Source organism: Paeniglutamicibacter psychrophenolicus (genome assembly GCF_017876575.1).
Classification (GTDB): Bacteria; Actinomycetota; Actinomycetes; order Actinomycetales; family Micrococcaceae; genus Paeniglutamicibacter; species Paeniglutamicibacter psychrophenolicus.
Map to the genome: position 1 here is coordinate 2,199,531 of NZ_JAGIOE010000001.1, position 14,974 is coordinate 2,214,504.

Annotated in this window: 16 protein-coding genes; 10 read left to right on the forward strand and 6 right to left on the reverse strand. The window is 62.2% G+C overall.

Annotation, left to right across the window (positions count from 1 at the left end; translation table 11 throughout):
• The first annotated feature begins 97 nt into the window (after nucleotides 1-97).
• Nucleotides 98-364 carry a carbon storage regulator CsrA gene (gene csrA, locus JOF46_RS09975; protein ID WP_209907153.1) on the forward strand — a complete coding sequence of 89 codons (267 nt, stop codon included), beginning with the start codon at nucleotides 98-100 and terminating at the stop codon, nucleotides 362-364.
• A gap of 101 nt (nucleotides 365-465) precedes the next feature.
• Here csrA and JOF46_RS09980 read toward each other — a convergent pair whose 3' ends face one another.
• Both JOF46_RS09980 and JOF46_RS09985 read right to left on the reverse strand, forming a co-directional pair.
• Nucleotides 466-669 (reverse strand): XRE family transcriptional regulator, encoded by a 204-nt coding sequence (locus tag JOF46_RS09980; RefSeq protein WP_209907154.1) that lies wholly within the window; start codon nucleotides 667-669, stop codon nucleotides 466-468.
• Between the two features lie 100 nt (nucleotides 670-769).
• Entirely contained in the window at nucleotides 770-1,000 is a 231-nt protein-coding gene (locus tag JOF46_RS09985) for a type II toxin-antitoxin system RelE/ParE family toxin (RefSeq protein WP_245348074.1), read from the reverse strand.
• Between the two features lie 451 nt (nucleotides 1,001-1,451).
• Between JOF46_RS09985 and JOF46_RS09990 the strand changes: the two genes are divergently transcribed.
• From JOF46_RS09990 to guaB, 9 genes are all read left to right on the forward strand, one after another.
• Entirely contained in the window at nucleotides 1,452-2,264 is an 813-nt protein-coding gene (locus tag JOF46_RS09990; protein ID WP_209907155.1) for a TIGR04255 family protein, read from the forward strand.
• Between the two features lie 8 nt (nucleotides 2,265-2,272).
• Complete coding sequence (locus JOF46_RS09995; RefSeq protein WP_209907156.1) at nucleotides 2,273-2,824, forward strand: helix-turn-helix domain-containing protein; 552 nt, start codon at nucleotides 2,273-2,275, stop codon at nucleotides 2,822-2,824.
• Nucleotides 2,821-3,759 (forward strand): hypothetical protein, encoded by a 939-nt coding sequence (locus JOF46_RS10000; RefSeq protein ID WP_209907157.1) that lies wholly within the window; start codon nucleotides 2,821-2,823, stop codon nucleotides 3,757-3,759. The genes JOF46_RS09995 and JOF46_RS10000 overlap by 4 nt, the downstream gene beginning before the upstream one ends.
• Nucleotides 3,760-3,763: 4 nt before the next feature.
• The gene (locus tag JOF46_RS22560) at nucleotides 3,764-3,886 is read left to right on the forward strand and encodes a hypothetical protein (RefSeq protein WP_281070100.1); all 123 of its coding nucleotides are present in this window, start codon (nucleotides 3,764-3,766) and stop codon (nucleotides 3,884-3,886) included.
• 242 nt (nucleotides 3,887-4,128) lie between these two features.
• On the forward strand, nucleotides 4,129-4,425 hold the full coding sequence (gene groES, locus JOF46_RS10005) for a co-chaperone GroES (RefSeq protein ID WP_071213005.1): 297 nt from the start codon (nucleotides 4,129-4,131) through the stop codon (nucleotides 4,423-4,425).
• 60 nt (nucleotides 4,426-4,485) lie between these two features.
• The gene (groL, locus tag JOF46_RS10010; RefSeq protein WP_209907158.1) at nucleotides 4,486-6,099 is read left to right on the forward strand and encodes a chaperonin GroEL; all 1,614 of its coding nucleotides are present in this window, start codon (nucleotides 4,486-4,488) and stop codon (nucleotides 6,097-6,099) included.
• Nucleotides 6,100-6,314: 215 nt separating this feature from the next.
• On the forward strand, nucleotides 6,315-8,417 hold the full coding sequence (locus JOF46_RS10015; RefSeq protein WP_209907159.1) for an acyltransferase family protein: 2,103 nt from the start codon (nucleotides 6,315-6,317) through the stop codon (nucleotides 8,415-8,417).
• 185 nt (nucleotides 8,418-8,602) lie between these two features.
• A complete protein-coding gene (locus JOF46_RS10020; protein WP_209907160.1) occupies nucleotides 8,603-10,258 on the forward strand; it encodes a glycoside hydrolase family 10-like protein in 1,656 nt (551 codons plus the stop codon).
• A 203-nt stretch (nucleotides 10,259-10,461) separates the two neighbouring features.
• Entirely contained in the window at nucleotides 10,462-11,967 is a 1,506-nt protein-coding gene (gene guaB, locus JOF46_RS10025; protein WP_209907161.1) for an IMP dehydrogenase, read from the forward strand.
• A 588-nt stretch (nucleotides 11,968-12,555) separates the two neighbouring features.
• Here the strand turns inward: guaB and JOF46_RS10030 are convergent.
• Genes JOF46_RS10030 through JOF46_RS10045 form a run of 4 tightly spaced genes read right to left on the reverse strand, consistent with a single transcriptional unit; the run spans nucleotide 12,556 to nucleotide 14,730 of the window.
• Nucleotides 12,556-13,047 carry a SipW-dependent-type signal peptide-containing protein gene (locus tag JOF46_RS10030; RefSeq protein WP_209907162.1) on the reverse strand — a complete coding sequence of 164 codons (492 nt, stop codon included), beginning with the start codon at nucleotides 13,045-13,047 and terminating at the stop codon, nucleotides 12,556-12,558.
• Nucleotides 13,044-13,607 carry a signal peptidase I gene (locus JOF46_RS10035; RefSeq protein ID WP_209907163.1) on the reverse strand — a complete coding sequence of 188 codons (564 nt, stop codon included), beginning with the start codon at nucleotides 13,605-13,607 and terminating at the stop codon, nucleotides 13,044-13,046. Before JOF46_RS10035 ends, JOF46_RS10030 begins: the two co-directional genes overlap by 4 nt.
• Nucleotides 13,608-13,627: 20 nt before the next feature.
• On the reverse strand, nucleotides 13,628-14,170 hold the full coding sequence (locus tag JOF46_RS10040) for a SipW-dependent-type signal peptide-containing protein (protein WP_209907164.1): 543 nt from the start codon (nucleotides 14,168-14,170) through the stop codon (nucleotides 13,628-13,630).
• A gap of 11 nt (nucleotides 14,171-14,181) precedes the next feature.
• Complete coding sequence (locus JOF46_RS10045; protein ID WP_209907165.1) at nucleotides 14,182-14,730, reverse strand: alternate-type signal peptide domain-containing protein; 549 nt, start codon at nucleotides 14,728-14,730, stop codon at nucleotides 14,182-14,184.
• Between the last annotated feature and the right edge of the window lie 244 nt (nucleotides 14,731-14,974).

Below are 14,974 nucleotides of genomic sequence, written 5' to 3' on the forward strand. Positions count from 1 at the left end.
GTTGCGAGATTTGCATCCCTGCGCAGAATCCACCCGGACATGTTGAGGCATCGTGGCTGTCGGAAGCCGAGGTCGAGAGCCGGGTTATGATTGTGCGGTGCTGGTACTTACTCGGAAGGTCGGAGAACAGGTCCTGATTGGCGAGGACATCGTGGTGACGATCCTCGATGTCAAGGGCGATTCGATCAAAATCGGATTCGACGCCCCCCGCGGCATCAAGATCCAGCGGGCCGAGATGCTCGCCGCCGTGACCGAGGCAAACCAGCAGGCAGCTGCAGCCGCCAACGAGGCCGCCGAAGCGCGGCTGAAGGCCCTCTTCCCGGCGTCTCCCAAGCCGTACGCACCCGATGCGCCGAGCGCCTGAACGTCGGGACCAATCCCGCCGCGGGCAATAGGCACATGCCCGTGTTTGATTTCTGCGACACCTAGACTTCGGGTGTGCCAACTGGGGTCTGAAGTTCCCCGTCAGGCGATTTGGATGAGTTCGTCTCCAAGCTCAACCTCGACACGGAGCTTGCCGCCAATGGCCTCAACATACTTGCGCAATGTATCAACCTGCGTCCGCTCGATATCCCCGTGCTCTATTCGCGGCACCCGGTTCTGCGTGACTTGGAGGCGTCCGGCAAGCTGGACCTGCGTCAAGTCCGAAGCTTCGCGCAATTCGCGCAAGCGGTAGGCTCGAATCTCTTCGAGCTTGCGTTAATATGGGCATCAACGACGGCCCTGTCAACAGGACGATTCGCCAACATTCCCTCCATGGTCTTTGCCATCACGGCGCTCCTTTCAGCATCTTCAAATGATTGCCGAATAGGTCATGGGCAATCGGAATATTCGTCACATACCATTTGCGCCAGCTCCCTGGTTTGTCACCGGCAACCAACAAGATGGCTAGGCGCTTGGGATCGAACGCAAACAGCACTCGCAATTCTGATCTACCCCCGGAACCTGGTTGCAATACCTTCATGTTCTCGTGCCGGGACTGCTCCACGGTATCGACCAAGGGTCGATCGAGCTATGCGGCCGCGTTTGATAAACGATGCGCCTCACCACCCTGAGAAGACAACGTGCAGGTTACCTAGCTCATGTGTTTTGTGAGAAAAATGGTGCGCGTGGAGTTTTCTGGCAATGGTGGTTCGTTCAAAATCGCAGCTGGCAGTTTGGTTGTCTTGTCTACGGAAGACTAAAATGGATAGGCGTGCCGAACTGTGAGGCTGTCACGAAAACGGGCCCCCTCACCGAATTATCCCCGACTTTCCATTAGCAGGATGAGAACATCATTGCTTGGGACTGGACTTCTGATCTCGCGGTTTTGTGTTCACAAGCATTGACTGGTCTTCCATGGAACGTGTATTGAATCATGCACATGTAGGTTGCGAGGCAGCTTCAGATTTCCGTGTGATTCTCGAGAAAGCCACTCGTCTCTGACGGTGGTGTGAAGTAGAGTGTGAACTATGCATGAACGTGAACGCTTTCGTCCCTTTACTGGCGACACTTCCAAGCGAATTCTTCTGAACGATGCGCCATTGTCGATGGTCCTATGCCAGATTCGGTGGCCAGAGCTTGGTCACCTGCAACTCGACATGAAACCACGTGTGCTGGAGTTTGGGTCGAAGCTTAGTGACTACCCGATCTTCCAAGAGTCTCAAGAAATTTCCTACACGGTCACGCCCGAAGGCGTGCACCAAGGGGGCGGCGGGACCGTTTTTCAGTGGCGTTCTATCGACGGTACCTGGAACGTCAGCCTAGGACGACGATTTCTAAGTTTGTACTGTACTGATTATCCAGGGTTCACAATTTTCAGCGAACGACTAACTAAAATTCTCGAGCTCTTAGAAGAGCATATGGGCGTGCCCCTGATCGAGCGTGTCGGAGTGCGATACGTAAACCAGATCGTTGACGCTCGACTTATTGACAATCTCGAAGAGTATGTAAGCCCTGTTGTGCTGGGATACTCGTCACTCGTTCCTGCTTCTCCGGAAATAATGTTGGTCAGCAACGCGAACCAAGCACTGTACTCGATCGAGGACGTGATGTTGCAGGTTCGTTCAGGCATGGTTCCTGCCGATCAGTCAGTAGATCCGGCAGTCCCAGCCGCGAACACTGAGTCGTGGGTGTTGGACCTAGACGCATTTAATGGAAATGTTCTTCCCTTTAGTGTTCCCGATGTATTGGACGCGGTTGGCAAGCTGTCAGACACTGCATACGACTTTTTTAAGTTGGTTGTAACCGACGGATTCATACGAGAGTTTGGTGGTGAGTCGTGACAGTGACAATGACGATGATGACGACAACGACACCGCCCCTAACGACACAGAAGGTCAGTGTTCCATTCGTGCTCGCGTTTGGGGCAGCTCTGGCCGTTTCCTCGGCCTTGTCTCCGACAGCTCCGGTCAGTGATTGGACCGTACTGTGGGTGAACAATGCCTCGATCGGCATGCCTGACCAAGCAATGGAGACCTCAACCGGACAGTCAACTACGACTCAGCCCGTCGCAAGCAGCCTCACCCCCGCTGAAAACATCTCGAAGCTTCGTGTACTTTCCGGTCTGACCGCAGATCAGGTCGGTCGTCTTCTCGGGGTGAGCCGGCGGTCGGTGCAGAACTGGGTGGCAGGCAATGCTATGGCCGCACAGCATGAAGAGCACGTATCCCGGCTCTTGTCGGTCGTTCAAGCGCTTCCAGGTTCGACCGCAGAAGAGCGCAGGAGTGCGCTCCTTGACTCCAGCAATGGGGAGAGCCTGTTCCACAAGCTTCTGGCCCAGCGCGCGGAGGCTAGCAGGGTGCAAGGTCGACCACTTTCGGTGGGAGAGCGGATTTCTTTGTGAAGCAGGGGAACGAAGTTGTCGCTGCTGATTGCGGCAATTTACGACAAGGTGACGTCATCCAGTACTTTTGGCTTGACGCGGCTGGCGATAGCTCGGCACCTAATGGGGTCGCAATTCTCAGCCAAACTTGCGACGTGGTTCAGCCATCGAAAGTTCGTTGTCTCATCGCTCCGGTGATTGAGGCGAATGAAAGTTCCCTTCGAGACGCACGCAAGGGACGCAAACCTTTGCACCTCTTCCTTGAGCCAGAGAATGGAAGCGGCTTACTTCCATGCGTTGCCGATATGGAGCAAGCAACGTCTGTCCTCAAAAGTGACATTGTGGGGAAACCGGTGCTGGCGAGGTACGTGCCGGAGGCGAGCAGTGTTCATGCAGGTAACATTGCGGCTCGCGTTGGTCGGGCATTCAACAGATTCCCATTTCCAGATGAGGTCTATCCATTCTTCAATAAGCTGCGCTCTAACGTGCAAAGCAAATCCGGGACGCTGAGTCCGTTCGGTCAAGTGATTGATCTTGTCTCAGATTTGAGAGTGAGCGCGAATCATTGGACAGACTCGGGTCGGCAATTAAAGCTGTACGTCGTCATCGAGGAGGAACGCTTAATCCCTCGCGATGATTTCGACCCACAGTGGGTGTGGGGAGACGCTCGAGTGCTTGATCTACGGAAATCCGAGGAGCTCGCCTCGTTGAATTTGAGCCGTGTATGTGAGTTGCTTCTGAAGAACGACCGTGGCGATCCAACGACGTTAGCAAATCTCTGGATTCGCCTCGGGTCCTGCATGACCACCGAGCTGCTGCACCCGTATCTCAACGATGAGGTCACCGAATGCTACGTTGAAGTGCTTGCGGACACAGAGATGACGTACAGACAGTACCAGCGGACCGTGAGTCTTGATCTCGAAGTGTTATCGGACTCAAACGTCTCGAAACCCTAGTGAAATGAGCCGTCTCGACGACTGGCTGACCAAGCATGGCGACAGGGAGAAACTGACTTTCGGGGCAATGATGGAATTCGTGCAGGCCAGCGATTCTCGTAGCAAAATTTCGAAACTTTTCGCTTGAATCGGCCTGCTCATCGTCAGTGACGAGATTTCTTGGGAACCCGATGCGCCGAGCGCTTAAAAAACGCCGCAATTAGCACTCGCCTTGACCGAGTGCTAATGGTTGCCTAGAGTCATTCATGGTGCTTGTCGTTCCCGGCAAGCGCTGAAAGCCTGAGGTAATTCACCAGCTGGCACCGCGACGACGGTTGGTACCACCCGAACGGCCCGTAAACCATTGGTAACTCACGCAAAGGAGAGACGATGTCCGTCTCCATTAAGCCTCTCGAGGACCGCATTGTCGTCCAGCCGCTCGAAGCAGAAACCACCACTGCTTCCGGTCTGGTCATCCCTGATTCCGCCAAGGAAAAGCCGCAGGAAGGCAAGGTCGTAGCAGTTGGACCGGGCCGTGTCGATGACAACGGCAACCGCGTTCCGGTAGACGTAGCCGAGGGCGACGTCGTGATCTACTCCAAGTACGGCGGAACCGAAGTCAAGGTCGGCGGTGCAGAGTACCTGGTGCTCTCGGCACGCGACGTCCTGGCCATCGTCGTAAAGTAGTTTTCCTCATAAAGCCCCGGCCCCTGGCCGGGGCTTTATGCAGCTTATAAGGAGCAAGACATGGCAAAGCAGCTAGCTTTCAATGAAGAGGCGCGACGTGCCCTCGAAGCGGGCATCGACAAGCTCGCAAACACCGTCAAGGTGACCCTCGGCCCGCGCGGCCGCAACGTGGTGCTGGCAAAGGCCTGGGGCGCACCGACCATCACCAACGATGGCGTGACCATCGCTCGTGAGATCGAGCTGGAGGATCCGTACGAGAACCTCGGCGCGCAGCTGGCCAAGGAAGTAGCCACCAAGACCAACGACGTGGCAGGCGACGGCACCACCACCGCCACCGTGCTCGCCCAGGCATTCGTCAAGGAGGGCCTGCGCAACGTTGCCGCAGGTGCCGCCCCTGGTGAAATCAAGCGCGGCATCGAGGTAGCCGTCGAGGCTGTCGCCGCACGCCTGGCCGAAAACTCGGTCCCGGTCGAAGGCAAGCAGGTCGCCAATGTGGCAGCCATTTCCGCGCAGAGCGAGGAAATCGGCGAGCTGTTGGCCCAGGCCTTCGAAACCGTGGGCACCGACGGTGTCATCACCATCGAAGAGTCCTCGACCACCGCCACCGAGCTGGTTGTCACCGAGGGCATGCAGTTTGACAAGGGCTACCTGTCCCCGCAGTTCGTCACCGACCCGGAACGCCAGGAGGCAGTCCTTGAGGACGCGCTGATCCTGGTCAACTCCGGCAAGATCTCCACGGTTGCAGAATTCCTGCCGCTGCTGGAAAAGGTGCTGGCAGCAGGCAAGCCGCTGTTCATCATCGCCGAGGACACCGAGGGCGAAGCCCTCTCCACCCTCGTGGTGAACAAGATCCGCGGCACCCTGAACGCCGTGGCCGTCAAGGCCCCGGGCTTCGGCGACCGCCGCAAGGCCATGCTGCAGGACATTGCGATCCTCACCGGTGCACAGGTTGTCTCCCCGGACCTGGGGCTGCAGCTTGACCAGGTCGGGCTCGAGGTGCTGGGAGCGGCTCGCCGCATCACCATCACCAAGGATTCGACCACCATCGTCGACGGTGCCGGCACCGCCGAGGACGTGGCCGACCGAGTTTCGCAGCTGAAGGCCGAACTGACCCGCACCGATTCCGAGTGGGACCGCGAGAAGCTCAACGAGCGCCTCGCCAAGCTCTCGGGCGGCATCGGCGTGATCAAGGTCGGCGCAGCCACCGAGGTCGAGCTGAAGGAACGCAAGGCACGCATCGAAGATGCAGTTTCCTCCACCCGCGCGGCCCTCGAAGAGGGAATCGTTGCAGGCGGCGGCACCGCATTGGTTGACGCCCTTGCCGTGCTGGACACCGACCCGAAGGTGCTCGCCCTGACCGGCGACGCCCTCGCGGGTGTCGGCATTGCCCGCCGGGCACTGGTCCAGCCGCTGCGCTGGATCGCCCAGAACGCCGGCTTCGACGGCTACGTCGTCACCGCCAAGGTCTCCGAATCGCCGGCCAACGAGGGCTTCAACGCCCTGACCGGCGTGTACGAGAACCTGATCGACGCCGGTGTCATCGACCCGGTCAAGGTCACCCGCTCGGCGCTGCGCAACGCGGCATCGATCGCGGCCCTCGTGCTGACCACCGAAACCCTTGTCGCCGAAAAGCCGGCCGGGGAAGCGGACTCGCACGCAGGCCACAAGCACTAACACCGCCCACACGGCAGTGCGTCCACGCGCCGCCGGCACCAGCACTGGCGCCCACACCGGGCGGCAGGGCCGGACGCCGGCGGCGTTTGGCGTCTGGGCCCGGGTGCCGGCAAATCCCCTTCGGTAACGAAACCATAACGGACTTTGCTAGGGTGGGATGTCCATGCCCAACGTTCCGGGCCTGGACACACCGCAAGTTTTTTCAGGATGTACTGATGCCTATCCCCACACCTGCCCCGGTTTCGGCAGTGCGGAGCAACGCACCGGTCACGTACCCCGCCGAACGCTTCAGGCCCGAACTCCAGGGCCTGCGGGCGTTGGCGGTCGTGCTCGTGATGGTCTACCACGTCTGGTTTGGCCGGGTTTCCGGAGGCGTGGACGTCTTTTTGCTGCTCTCCGCGTTCTTCCTCGCCGGCGCTTTCATCCGCAAGGTCGAGACCTCGCGGCCCCTGGCGCTGCTTTCCTACTGGCTCGGCGTCTTTCGCCGGCTACTGCCCGCCGCGGTCCTGGTCCTGCTTTCCGTCATCGCCGCCAGCATCGTGCTGCTGCCCAAGGCTCGCTGGAGCTCGATCATGGAGCAAACCGCCGCCAGCCTCTTCTACCGGCAGAACTGGCAGCTTGCGGCGGACTCGGTGGACTACTACGCCGCGGACCACGCCACGGCCAGCCCGCTGCAGCACTTCTGGTCGCTGTCCATCCAGGGCCAGGTCTTCATCCTGTGGCCGCTGCTGCTCGCCGCGGGCCTGGTCCTGTTCAAGGCCCTGTCCGGCAGGTTCCCCTCGCTGAGCTACCGGAACACCATGGGCATGCTCTTCGGAGCCGTGTTCACCACGTCCCTGGCCTACTCGATCCACATCACCGCAACCGCCCAGGAATGGGCCTACTTCGACACCGGAGCCAGGCTCTGGGAGTTCGCTCTCGGTTCCTTGCTGGCCGTATACCTGCCGCAGCTGCAAAGACTGCCCAAGGCCCTGACCGTGCCGCTGGGCTGGGTGGGCCTGGCCGCGATCCTGGCCTGCGGCATGCTGCTGCAGGTGGAGCACGAGTTCCCCGGTTACCTGGCCCTGTGGCCGACCCTGGCCGCGGCCTTCATCGTCATGGCCCCGAACAACCGCTTCGGGGTGCAACGGGTGCTGGTCCTGGGCCCGCTGGTGAAGCTGGGGGACGTGTCCTATGCGCTGTACCTGTGGCACTGGCCGGTGATGATCTTCTTCCTCGTCGAAACGGGAAACGCGGAGATCTCCTTCGCCACAGGCCTGGGCCTGATGCTGGTTTCCCTGTTGCTGGCCTGGGCCACCACCCGCGTCGTCGAATCCCCGATGCGATCCTGGCAATGGCTCTCGGCCAAGCGCCGGCGCGCGGGCCTGGGCATCGCGGTGCTGCTGTCCCTGGTGCTGCTGCCGCTGACCGGCTGGGAACACCGGGTCGCCGCCGAGGAACTGCGTGCGGCCTCCCAGGCGGAGATCGACAACCCCGGTGCAGCAATCATGGACCCCGGGTTCGGACACGAGCCAAGCTCCGAGGCCGTCACGATCCCGCTGACCAGCAAGCTCGACGAGGAATGGTCGAACTTCGGGGCCGACTGCACCGGCGCATGGGCGCCTGAGACGCCCGAGGTCGAATACTGCCAGCAGGGCGGCAACGAGGACGCGGAAAAGACCATCGTGGTGCTGGGGGACTCGCACGCCCAGCACTGGAGCGGCGCGGTGGATGTGATGGCGCAAAAGCACGGCTGGCGCTGGATCCTGCTGACCAAGCCGTCATGCCGCTTCGGAGGCCCCTCGGACACCCGCGGCGAGGAATGCGGGGCATTCAACAAGGCCGCAGGCAACTACGTGCTGGAACACGAACCCGATGCGGTGCTCACCCTGGGCACCTTCACCGCCCTGGGCGAAGACGCCGAAGGCCGCTCCCCGGCGCAGCAGGAGCGGATCGTGCCCGGCTACGAGGCGGGAATCCGCCCGCTGCTTGAGGCCGGCATCCCGGTGGTGGCGCTGCGCGACACTCCGCGCTTTACCACCCCGGCCCCCGAGTGCGTGGACAGGTTCGGGGCGGAATCGGAGAAATGCAGTGCCCCGGTTTCCGAGCTCATGGCCGCGGCCTCGCCGCTGGAGGACCTGGAAGCCGGCGGCACCCTGGGGGAGAACTTCTCCACCATGGACATGACCGACCAGCTCTGCCCCGAGGGCACCTGCCTCCCGGTCATCGGCAACGTGCTGGTTTACATGGACCAGTCCCACCTGACCAGTACGTATGTCCTCACGACGGCGGTCCAATTCGAGAGGCGATTCCTGGAAGCACTCAGCGGCTCGCACTGATTCCGGGCGCCTGTCCAGGGCCGAAAAAGCACCGTTGGGACGCGCAGGTGCGGCGTGACCAAAGTGCCGTGCAAGCGTGACTCCGAGGGCCTTTTGCGCCGTCCACGAGCGGCGTAGTGTTGCCTCCAAGCGGCCGAACGATCCAGCCCGGCCGTGCCCACTTGCGCACCATCGGAGTCAATGCCATGAAAACGGAAATGGCACCCTTGTCCCTGGCCCTGGCCGGCCCCGTGAGCAGGAGGGCGGTGCTCTCGGCCGCCGTGGCGGTGCTGGGAGGAGCCGTGCTGGGCCCGGGCCTGGTGGCGGCGCCCGCCGCGGCGGCGGTCATCCGCAACCACGTCTACACCATCTCCTCGCGCAACACCTTCACGTCCGCCACCTACCCGCGCACAGAATTCCGCGCCCTGTGGACCGCGAGCGTGGTGAACATCGACTGGCCCTCCAAATCCGGGCTGCCGGTGGCGACCCAACAGGCGGAACTCCGCTCGATCCTGGACCTTGCGGTGTCCCGGAACCTCAACGCCGTGCTGCTGCAGGTCCGCCCGGCCGCGGACCGGATGTGGAAGGCCACCCTGGGCGAGCCATGGTCCAAGTACCTCACCGGAACCCAGGGCACGGACCCCGGCTACGACCCGCTGGCCTACGCCATCTCCGAGGCGCACAAGCGCGGGATCGCCCTGCACGCCTGGATCAACCCGTTCCGCGTCTCGATGGACACCTCGCTGAGCTCGCTGGTGGCCAGCCACCCGGCGCGACTGAACCCCTCGTGGTCCTTCGTCTACGGTCCGCGGCGCTACTACAACCCCGGGATCCCGGCGGTGCGCACGTTCATTCGCAACGTGGTCGTCGACCTGGTCAAGCGCTACGACGTGGACGGGGTGCACTTCGACGACTACTTCTACCCCTACCCGGTGGCAGGGGTCTCGATCCCGGATTCCTCGACCTACAACACCTACAAGGGCTCCTTCACCTCGATCTCCAGCTGGCGGCGAAACAACATCAACGTGTTCGTGCGCGACACCCACGCCGCGATCCACGCCGCCAAACCCCGGGTGGTGTTCGGCATCGGCCCCTTCGGCATCTGGGCCAACAGCTCCTCGAGCTCTCTGGGCTCGGCCACCAGCGGGCTGGAGAGCTTCTACGCCCTCTACGCGGACACCCGGCGCTGGGTCAAGGAAGGCTGGGTCGACTACATCGCCCCGCAGTTGTACTGGTACCAGGGCTACACGGTGGCCAACTACAACGTGCTGGTCGACTGGTGGGCCAAGCAGGTCGCCGGAACCAGCGTCAAGCTCTACACCGGTGAGGCCGCCTACAAGGTCGGCGACCCCGCCACACCGGCCTGGCAGGACCCCAACGAGCTGCGCGACCACGTGACCAAGTGCCGTTCGGTCCCGGCGGTGCGCGGCCAGGCGTACTACAACACCACCGCCGTGCGGGCGAACAAGCTCAACGCCATCGGCATCCTCAAGGCCGCCAAGTACGCGCGCCCCGGCCTTCCCGTTCCCTACACGCAGCTGAACTCCGTGCGCCCCTACACGCCCACGATCGCCAAGGCCGTGCGCGAGGGCAGCGGGGTGCGGCTGAGCTGGACCTCCAGTTCCAGCGGCGAGCCGATCAAGCTCATCGCCATCTGGCGCTGGGAATCCACCGGATCGATCGTCCCGTACATCCAGTCCACCGGAACCTACCTGCGCAGCGTGCGCCGGCGCACCGCCTCCGCCCAGTCCTGGCTGGATTCCGGGGTGGTGCTCGGGCACTACTACTGGTACATGATCCAATCGATCAGCCAGACCGGCGTTGACTCCTCGCGGGCCACCGCGATCTTCATCAGGGCGTGAGGCCCCGACGCCATGCGGCCGCATCGTGCCGCACCGTTCCGGAGAAACGGGAGGTCCCGGGAGCTCCCCAGCGGTGCGGTCGGATGGCGGGGCACGGGCGGCGGCGGGAGTTGCGTTCGCCACACCCTGCATGCGGGAATGTTGCTTGGCGGTGAACCGTTCTAGGATGTAATCAATCCCCGCACCGGCGTGAAAGGTCCCCCGTGACTGAGTTCAACCCATTTGCCTTTGAAGGCCTCACCTACGATGACGTCTTGCTGCTTCCCGGCCCGACGGATGTGATCCCCTCGGAGGCAGATACCACCACGCGCCTGACCAAGCGGATCAACATCAACATCCCGCTGCTTTCGGCCGCGATGGACACCGTCACCGAGGCGCCGATGGCGATCGCGCTGGCCCGCCAGGGCGGCATCGGCATCATCCACCGCAACCTTTCCATCGAGGACCAATCCGACCAGGTGGACCAGGTCAAGCGCAGCGAATCGGGCATGATCACCAACCCGGTGACAGTGAACCCCGGGGCGACGCTGGCCGAATGGGACGATTTGTGCGCGCACTACCGCGTCTCGGGCCTGCCGGTGGTTGATGAGAACCGCAAGCTGCTGGGCATCATCACCAACCGCGACACCCGCTTCGTGCCGCGCGAGAACTATATGACCACCAAGGTCTACGAGGTCATGACGGCCATGCCGCTGATCACCGCCAAGGTCGGGGTGCCGCGCGCGGAGGTCATCAACCTGCTGGGCAAGCACCGCATCGAGAAGCTGCCGCTGGTCGACGACCACGACATCCTGCAGGGCCTGATCACCGTCAAGGACTTCGACAAGGCCGAGCAGTACCCGCAGGCCACCAAGGACGACGAGGGCCGCCTGCGCGTCGGCGCTGCCGTCGGCTTCTTCGGCGAGGGCTACGACCGCGCCATGGCGCTGATCGAGGCAGGCGTGGACGTGCTGGTCGTCGACACCGCCAACGGCCACTCCCAGGGCGTGCTGGACATGATCGCCCGCCTGAAGAAGGACCCGGCCGCGGCACACGTGGACGTCATCGGCGGCCAAGCGGCAACCCGCGAGGGCGCACAGGCACTGATCGACGCAGGCGCCGACGCCATCAAGGTCGGCGTGGGCCCGGGCTCCATCTGCACCACCCGCATCGTCGCAGGCGTCGGCGTCCCGCAGGTCACCGCAATCTACGAGGCAGCCAAGGCAGCCATCCCGGCCGGCGTGCCGGTCATCGCCGACGGCGGCCTGCAGCACTCGGGCGACATCGGCAAGGCATTGGTTGCAGGCGCCAACTCCGTCATGCTCGGCTCGCTGCTCGCCGGCACCGCCGAGTCCCCGGGCGATTTGGTCTTCATGAACGGCAAGCAGTTCAAGGCCTACCGCGGCATGGGCTCGCTGGGCGCCATGGAAACCCGCGGCAAGAACACCTCCTACTCCAAGGACCGCTACTTCCAGTCGGACGTTCCGTCCAACGAGAAGCTCATTCCCGAGGGCATCGAGGGCCAGGTCCCGTACCGCGGCCCGCTCTCCGCAGTTGCGCACCAGCTGGTCGGCGGCCTGCGCCAGACCATGTTCTACGTGGGCGGCCACAATATCGAGGAACTGAAGAACCGCGGCAAGTTCGTTCGCATCACGGCCGCAGGCCTGAAGGAATCGCACCCGCACGACATCATGATGACCGTCGAAGCCCCGAACTACCGTTCGCGCTAAGCACCCATCACGACAAGGCCCCGGCCACCGGCTCCCACCAAAGGGAAATCGGTGGCCGGGGCCTTTTGCATTTACCTCGACGGGGATCAACGGCTTCGTCCGGCACCTCGAGAAGGCGCCGGACGACCATGGAATGAGCCCGACGTTCCGCCGATTGGGCAACTGGACGCTCGGTAGGTAAGCTGATTTGGTTGGTCCTGCCACCCCCCTATGCGCAGGACCATTTTCGGAAGAATCTGGCACCCCCAAGTACCAGATCCTTCCAAGGGAGATACGCCGCAGACCCCAAGCTGCGGGTTCTCCGGGCAGGGGCTCGCTGACGTAGCGCGGGTTCCTGTCTTCCCTTTTTCCGATGGATCCCATGTGCAGTGCCGGGCAGATGGTTGGGTTTGGACCGCTTGATGCGTTGGTGCCGGACATCCGGGAACGATCGGACGGGACCCTGATTTGCAATACAAAGGCTCCAACACCCCGTAAAACGCTGCACCACTACGGCTGGCTAACCCGCACGTTGAAACAGGCATCTGCCGCAGGGGACTTCTGGAGGCAGCGCCGTTTCCCTAAGCCGGTTAGGCGCCTGGGGTCGACTCAGTCCAGTGGCTTGCAGCTGAGGCTGCCCACGTGCTTATGATCCAATTCGACGGCGATCTTCGTCGCAGTACCCGGCTTGCCGTCGAGCATCGGGGTGATGGAGAGCGTGAAATTGCCGAAACCGCTCATGCTCGGCCGCTTGAAGGTGAGGATCTGGCTGACGCTGTGACCTGGACCGGTGGGCACAACGTCGAGGGGGTTGATGTCCATGAAGCTTTCCGGTGTCGTGGATAACCGGTATCCGGTCGCGTCGACTGCTTCCCACATCACGGTTACCTGTGCATCCCAGCCTTCGTCCGCCCGGTTGCTGCAAGTGACTGTGTTGGCGTCCACCGTCCCCGCCGGAGCCCAGGTTCCGGCGGTGACGGCCACAGCGACGGTCCCGCTCTGGCTCCACAGGGCGTGCGCCCCGGCGGCACCAAGTCCGAGCACAACGACGAGCACGTAGGTGAACATTGCGGCGCGCAGGCCCGGAAGTTTGCGGCTCATGCTGCGGTCTCCTGTCGACGGTTGGTGCGCCGGGCGATCACGGCGCGGGTCATGCTGATTGCGCCGTAGCCGATCAAAGCGAGTGCCGCGAGCTTCGTGGCCAGGCCGCGGTCCTGGTTGCCAAACCAATTGGCGGCGTACCCGGCGAAGGGAACGGCATAGAGCAGCTTGCCGCGGACCTGGATCTCTGCGACAGGTGCGGGGTCGGCGACGTCGTTGTTGTCGCCCTTCGTGACCAGCAGGGAATCGCCCTCTTGGTCAACAGCGACGCTGGTGATCCGGTGGGTGATCACCTCGGGGCGCCCGGACTCGAGCTGGTACGTCACCACATCCCCGACGGCAAGCTCATCGAAGGCGGTGGGCTTGACCACCAAGAAGGTGCCGGGACCATAGTGCGGCTTCATTGAATTGGTGAGCACCGAGTAGGTCTGGGATCCGGTGGCCAACGGGCCAATGATCAGTACCACTGCGGCGAGGACAGAGAAAATCAGTGCCGTGAAGCTGGCGATGCGTCCCGTTGTGCGAAGGAACGCGCCTCCGGCGGTGGTTGTGGCGTGCATGGGCCGGGCCTTTCTCGTGCTCAGCGCGATTGCTGTTCGGCGGTGAGCACGACCGCGATGGATGCCCCGGTGCCACCAAATGTTGCGGGTGTGTTTTCCTTCAGGGCGGTGGCCAGACAGAGGGTTCCGCTGGCGTCCTTGGCCAGGTCCACGCTGCTGGCCTGCTGGAGCGGCGCGCATTTGCCGTTGTGTCCCACGGTGATGCTGCTCATCAAGTACGGAGCCAGTTCACCGGTGGCCGTTGCCACCGCCGTGACCCGGATGGTGAAGGTTCCGCCGGCGTCCGTCGCGTTGGTGACCACGATCGGCGTTACAGCGCTCTTTCCGGGTGCCAGATTTGCCGGTCCCTGCACGTTGAGGTTCCCGCCAATGGGCAACCGCTGCTCCTTGCCGCCGTCGACCGCGACTGCCACCTTGAAGTCAGCCGATTGAATGGTTGGGCTATTCGAGGTGGCCGTTGCGTTCCACATGGCCAAGGTCCCCTGGACGGTGAGCAGTGCCAAGACGATGGCGGCGCTGATCGTTGCGGTGGCTTTCAGCGCCGACATCGTCTTCACGGTCATGCTCCAGTGGTTTAGTTGGACGGCTGCTGGTTGCTGATGGACTGTTGGACAAGCCTGAAGGTGATCCCCGACAAATTCGTCGAGAGATTCGCACCGTCCAATTTTTCCGTCTCCTCCGGCAGGGTAACGGTCACCTTGGCGGTGAACTTCCCGTCAGTGGCAGGCGTCAAAGGTTCCGGGAATTCCTTGCCGTCCTTGAACAGTTCCGGTTTTTCGATTTCGAGGAAGCTGTCCACTGCTTTTTTCCCTCCACCGATTTTGGTGGCCACGCCGGCGACGTCGTCGACAGTGAGTTCGGCCTCCATGAGGTCTCCCTCCAAGGTCACCTCGACAGGCTGGGTCAAGGTGAGCTTGTCGCCCGGGACCACCTTGTACGTGCTGAGGACGACATCGGTTCCCGCGGCGTTTTCCCACGTGCCGGTCCCGGCCTTAAGAGTCATGTTTCCGGACGTGATCGTGCCGGCGTGCGCCGTGGCTTCGACGTTCCACACTGCGAGTGTGCTGCCTCCGCCAATCAGCAACGCAATGCCCAGCCCCGTGGCCAATGCGCCCTTAGTCATCTTATTCATTTTTACCTTTGTACTTCTTTTCTGTCGCCGGCCCCCATGACCGGCAGAAAATAACTATGCCGGACAATCCTCAAGATTGGCGCAAGATTTCACAAAAGGACTACTCAACGTCGAAGAAAATCGCCCGATGCCAAAGTTGAACCAACCTTGTGCAATAATTTCGCCCTCTCCCTACCGACCGGTAGTCATCCTGACTCACGGGCTCCAATGTTGCGGGACGCCATGGAAAGAAAAC

Coding starts and splice junctions, on each gene's coding strand:
- JOF46_RS09990 (WP_209907155.1), top strand. CDS start 1,452: ATGCATGAACGTGAACGCTTTCGTCCCTTTACTGGCGACACTTCCAAG.
- JOF46_RS09995 (WP_209907156.1), top strand. CDS start 2,273: ATGACGATGATGACGACAACGACACCGCCCCTAACGACACAGAAGGTC.
- JOF46_RS22560 (WP_281070100.1), top strand. CDS start 3,764: ATGAGCCGTCTCGACGACTGGCTGACCAAGCATGGCGACAGGGAGAAA.
- groES (WP_071213005.1), top strand. CDS start 4,129: ATGTCCGTCTCCATTAAGCCTCTCGAGGACCGCATTGTCGTCCAGCCG.
- groL (WP_209907158.1), top strand. CDS start 4,486: ATGGCAAAGCAGCTAGCTTTCAATGAAGAGGCGCGACGTGCCCTCGAA.
- JOF46_RS10015 (WP_209907159.1), top strand. CDS start 6,315: ATGCCTATCCCCACACCTGCCCCGGTTTCGGCAGTGCGGAGCAACGCA.
- JOF46_RS10020 (WP_209907160.1), top strand. CDS start 8,603: ATGAAAACGGAAATGGCACCCTTGTCCCTGGCCCTGGCCGGCCCCGTG.
- JOF46_RS10030 (WP_209907162.1), bottom strand. CDS start 13,047: ATGAGCCGCAAACTTCCGGGCCTGCGCGCCGCAATGTTCACCTACGTG.
- JOF46_RS10035 (WP_209907163.1), bottom strand. CDS start 13,607: ATGCACGCCACAACCACCGCCGGAGGCGCGTTCCTTCGCACAACGGGA.
- JOF46_RS10040 (WP_209907164.1), bottom strand. CDS start 14,170: ATGACCGTGAAGACGATGTCGGCGCTGAAAGCCACCGCAACGATCAGC.
- JOF46_RS10045 (WP_209907165.1), bottom strand. CDS start 14,730: ATGACTAAGGGCGCATTGGCCACGGGGCTGGGCATTGCGTTGCTGATT.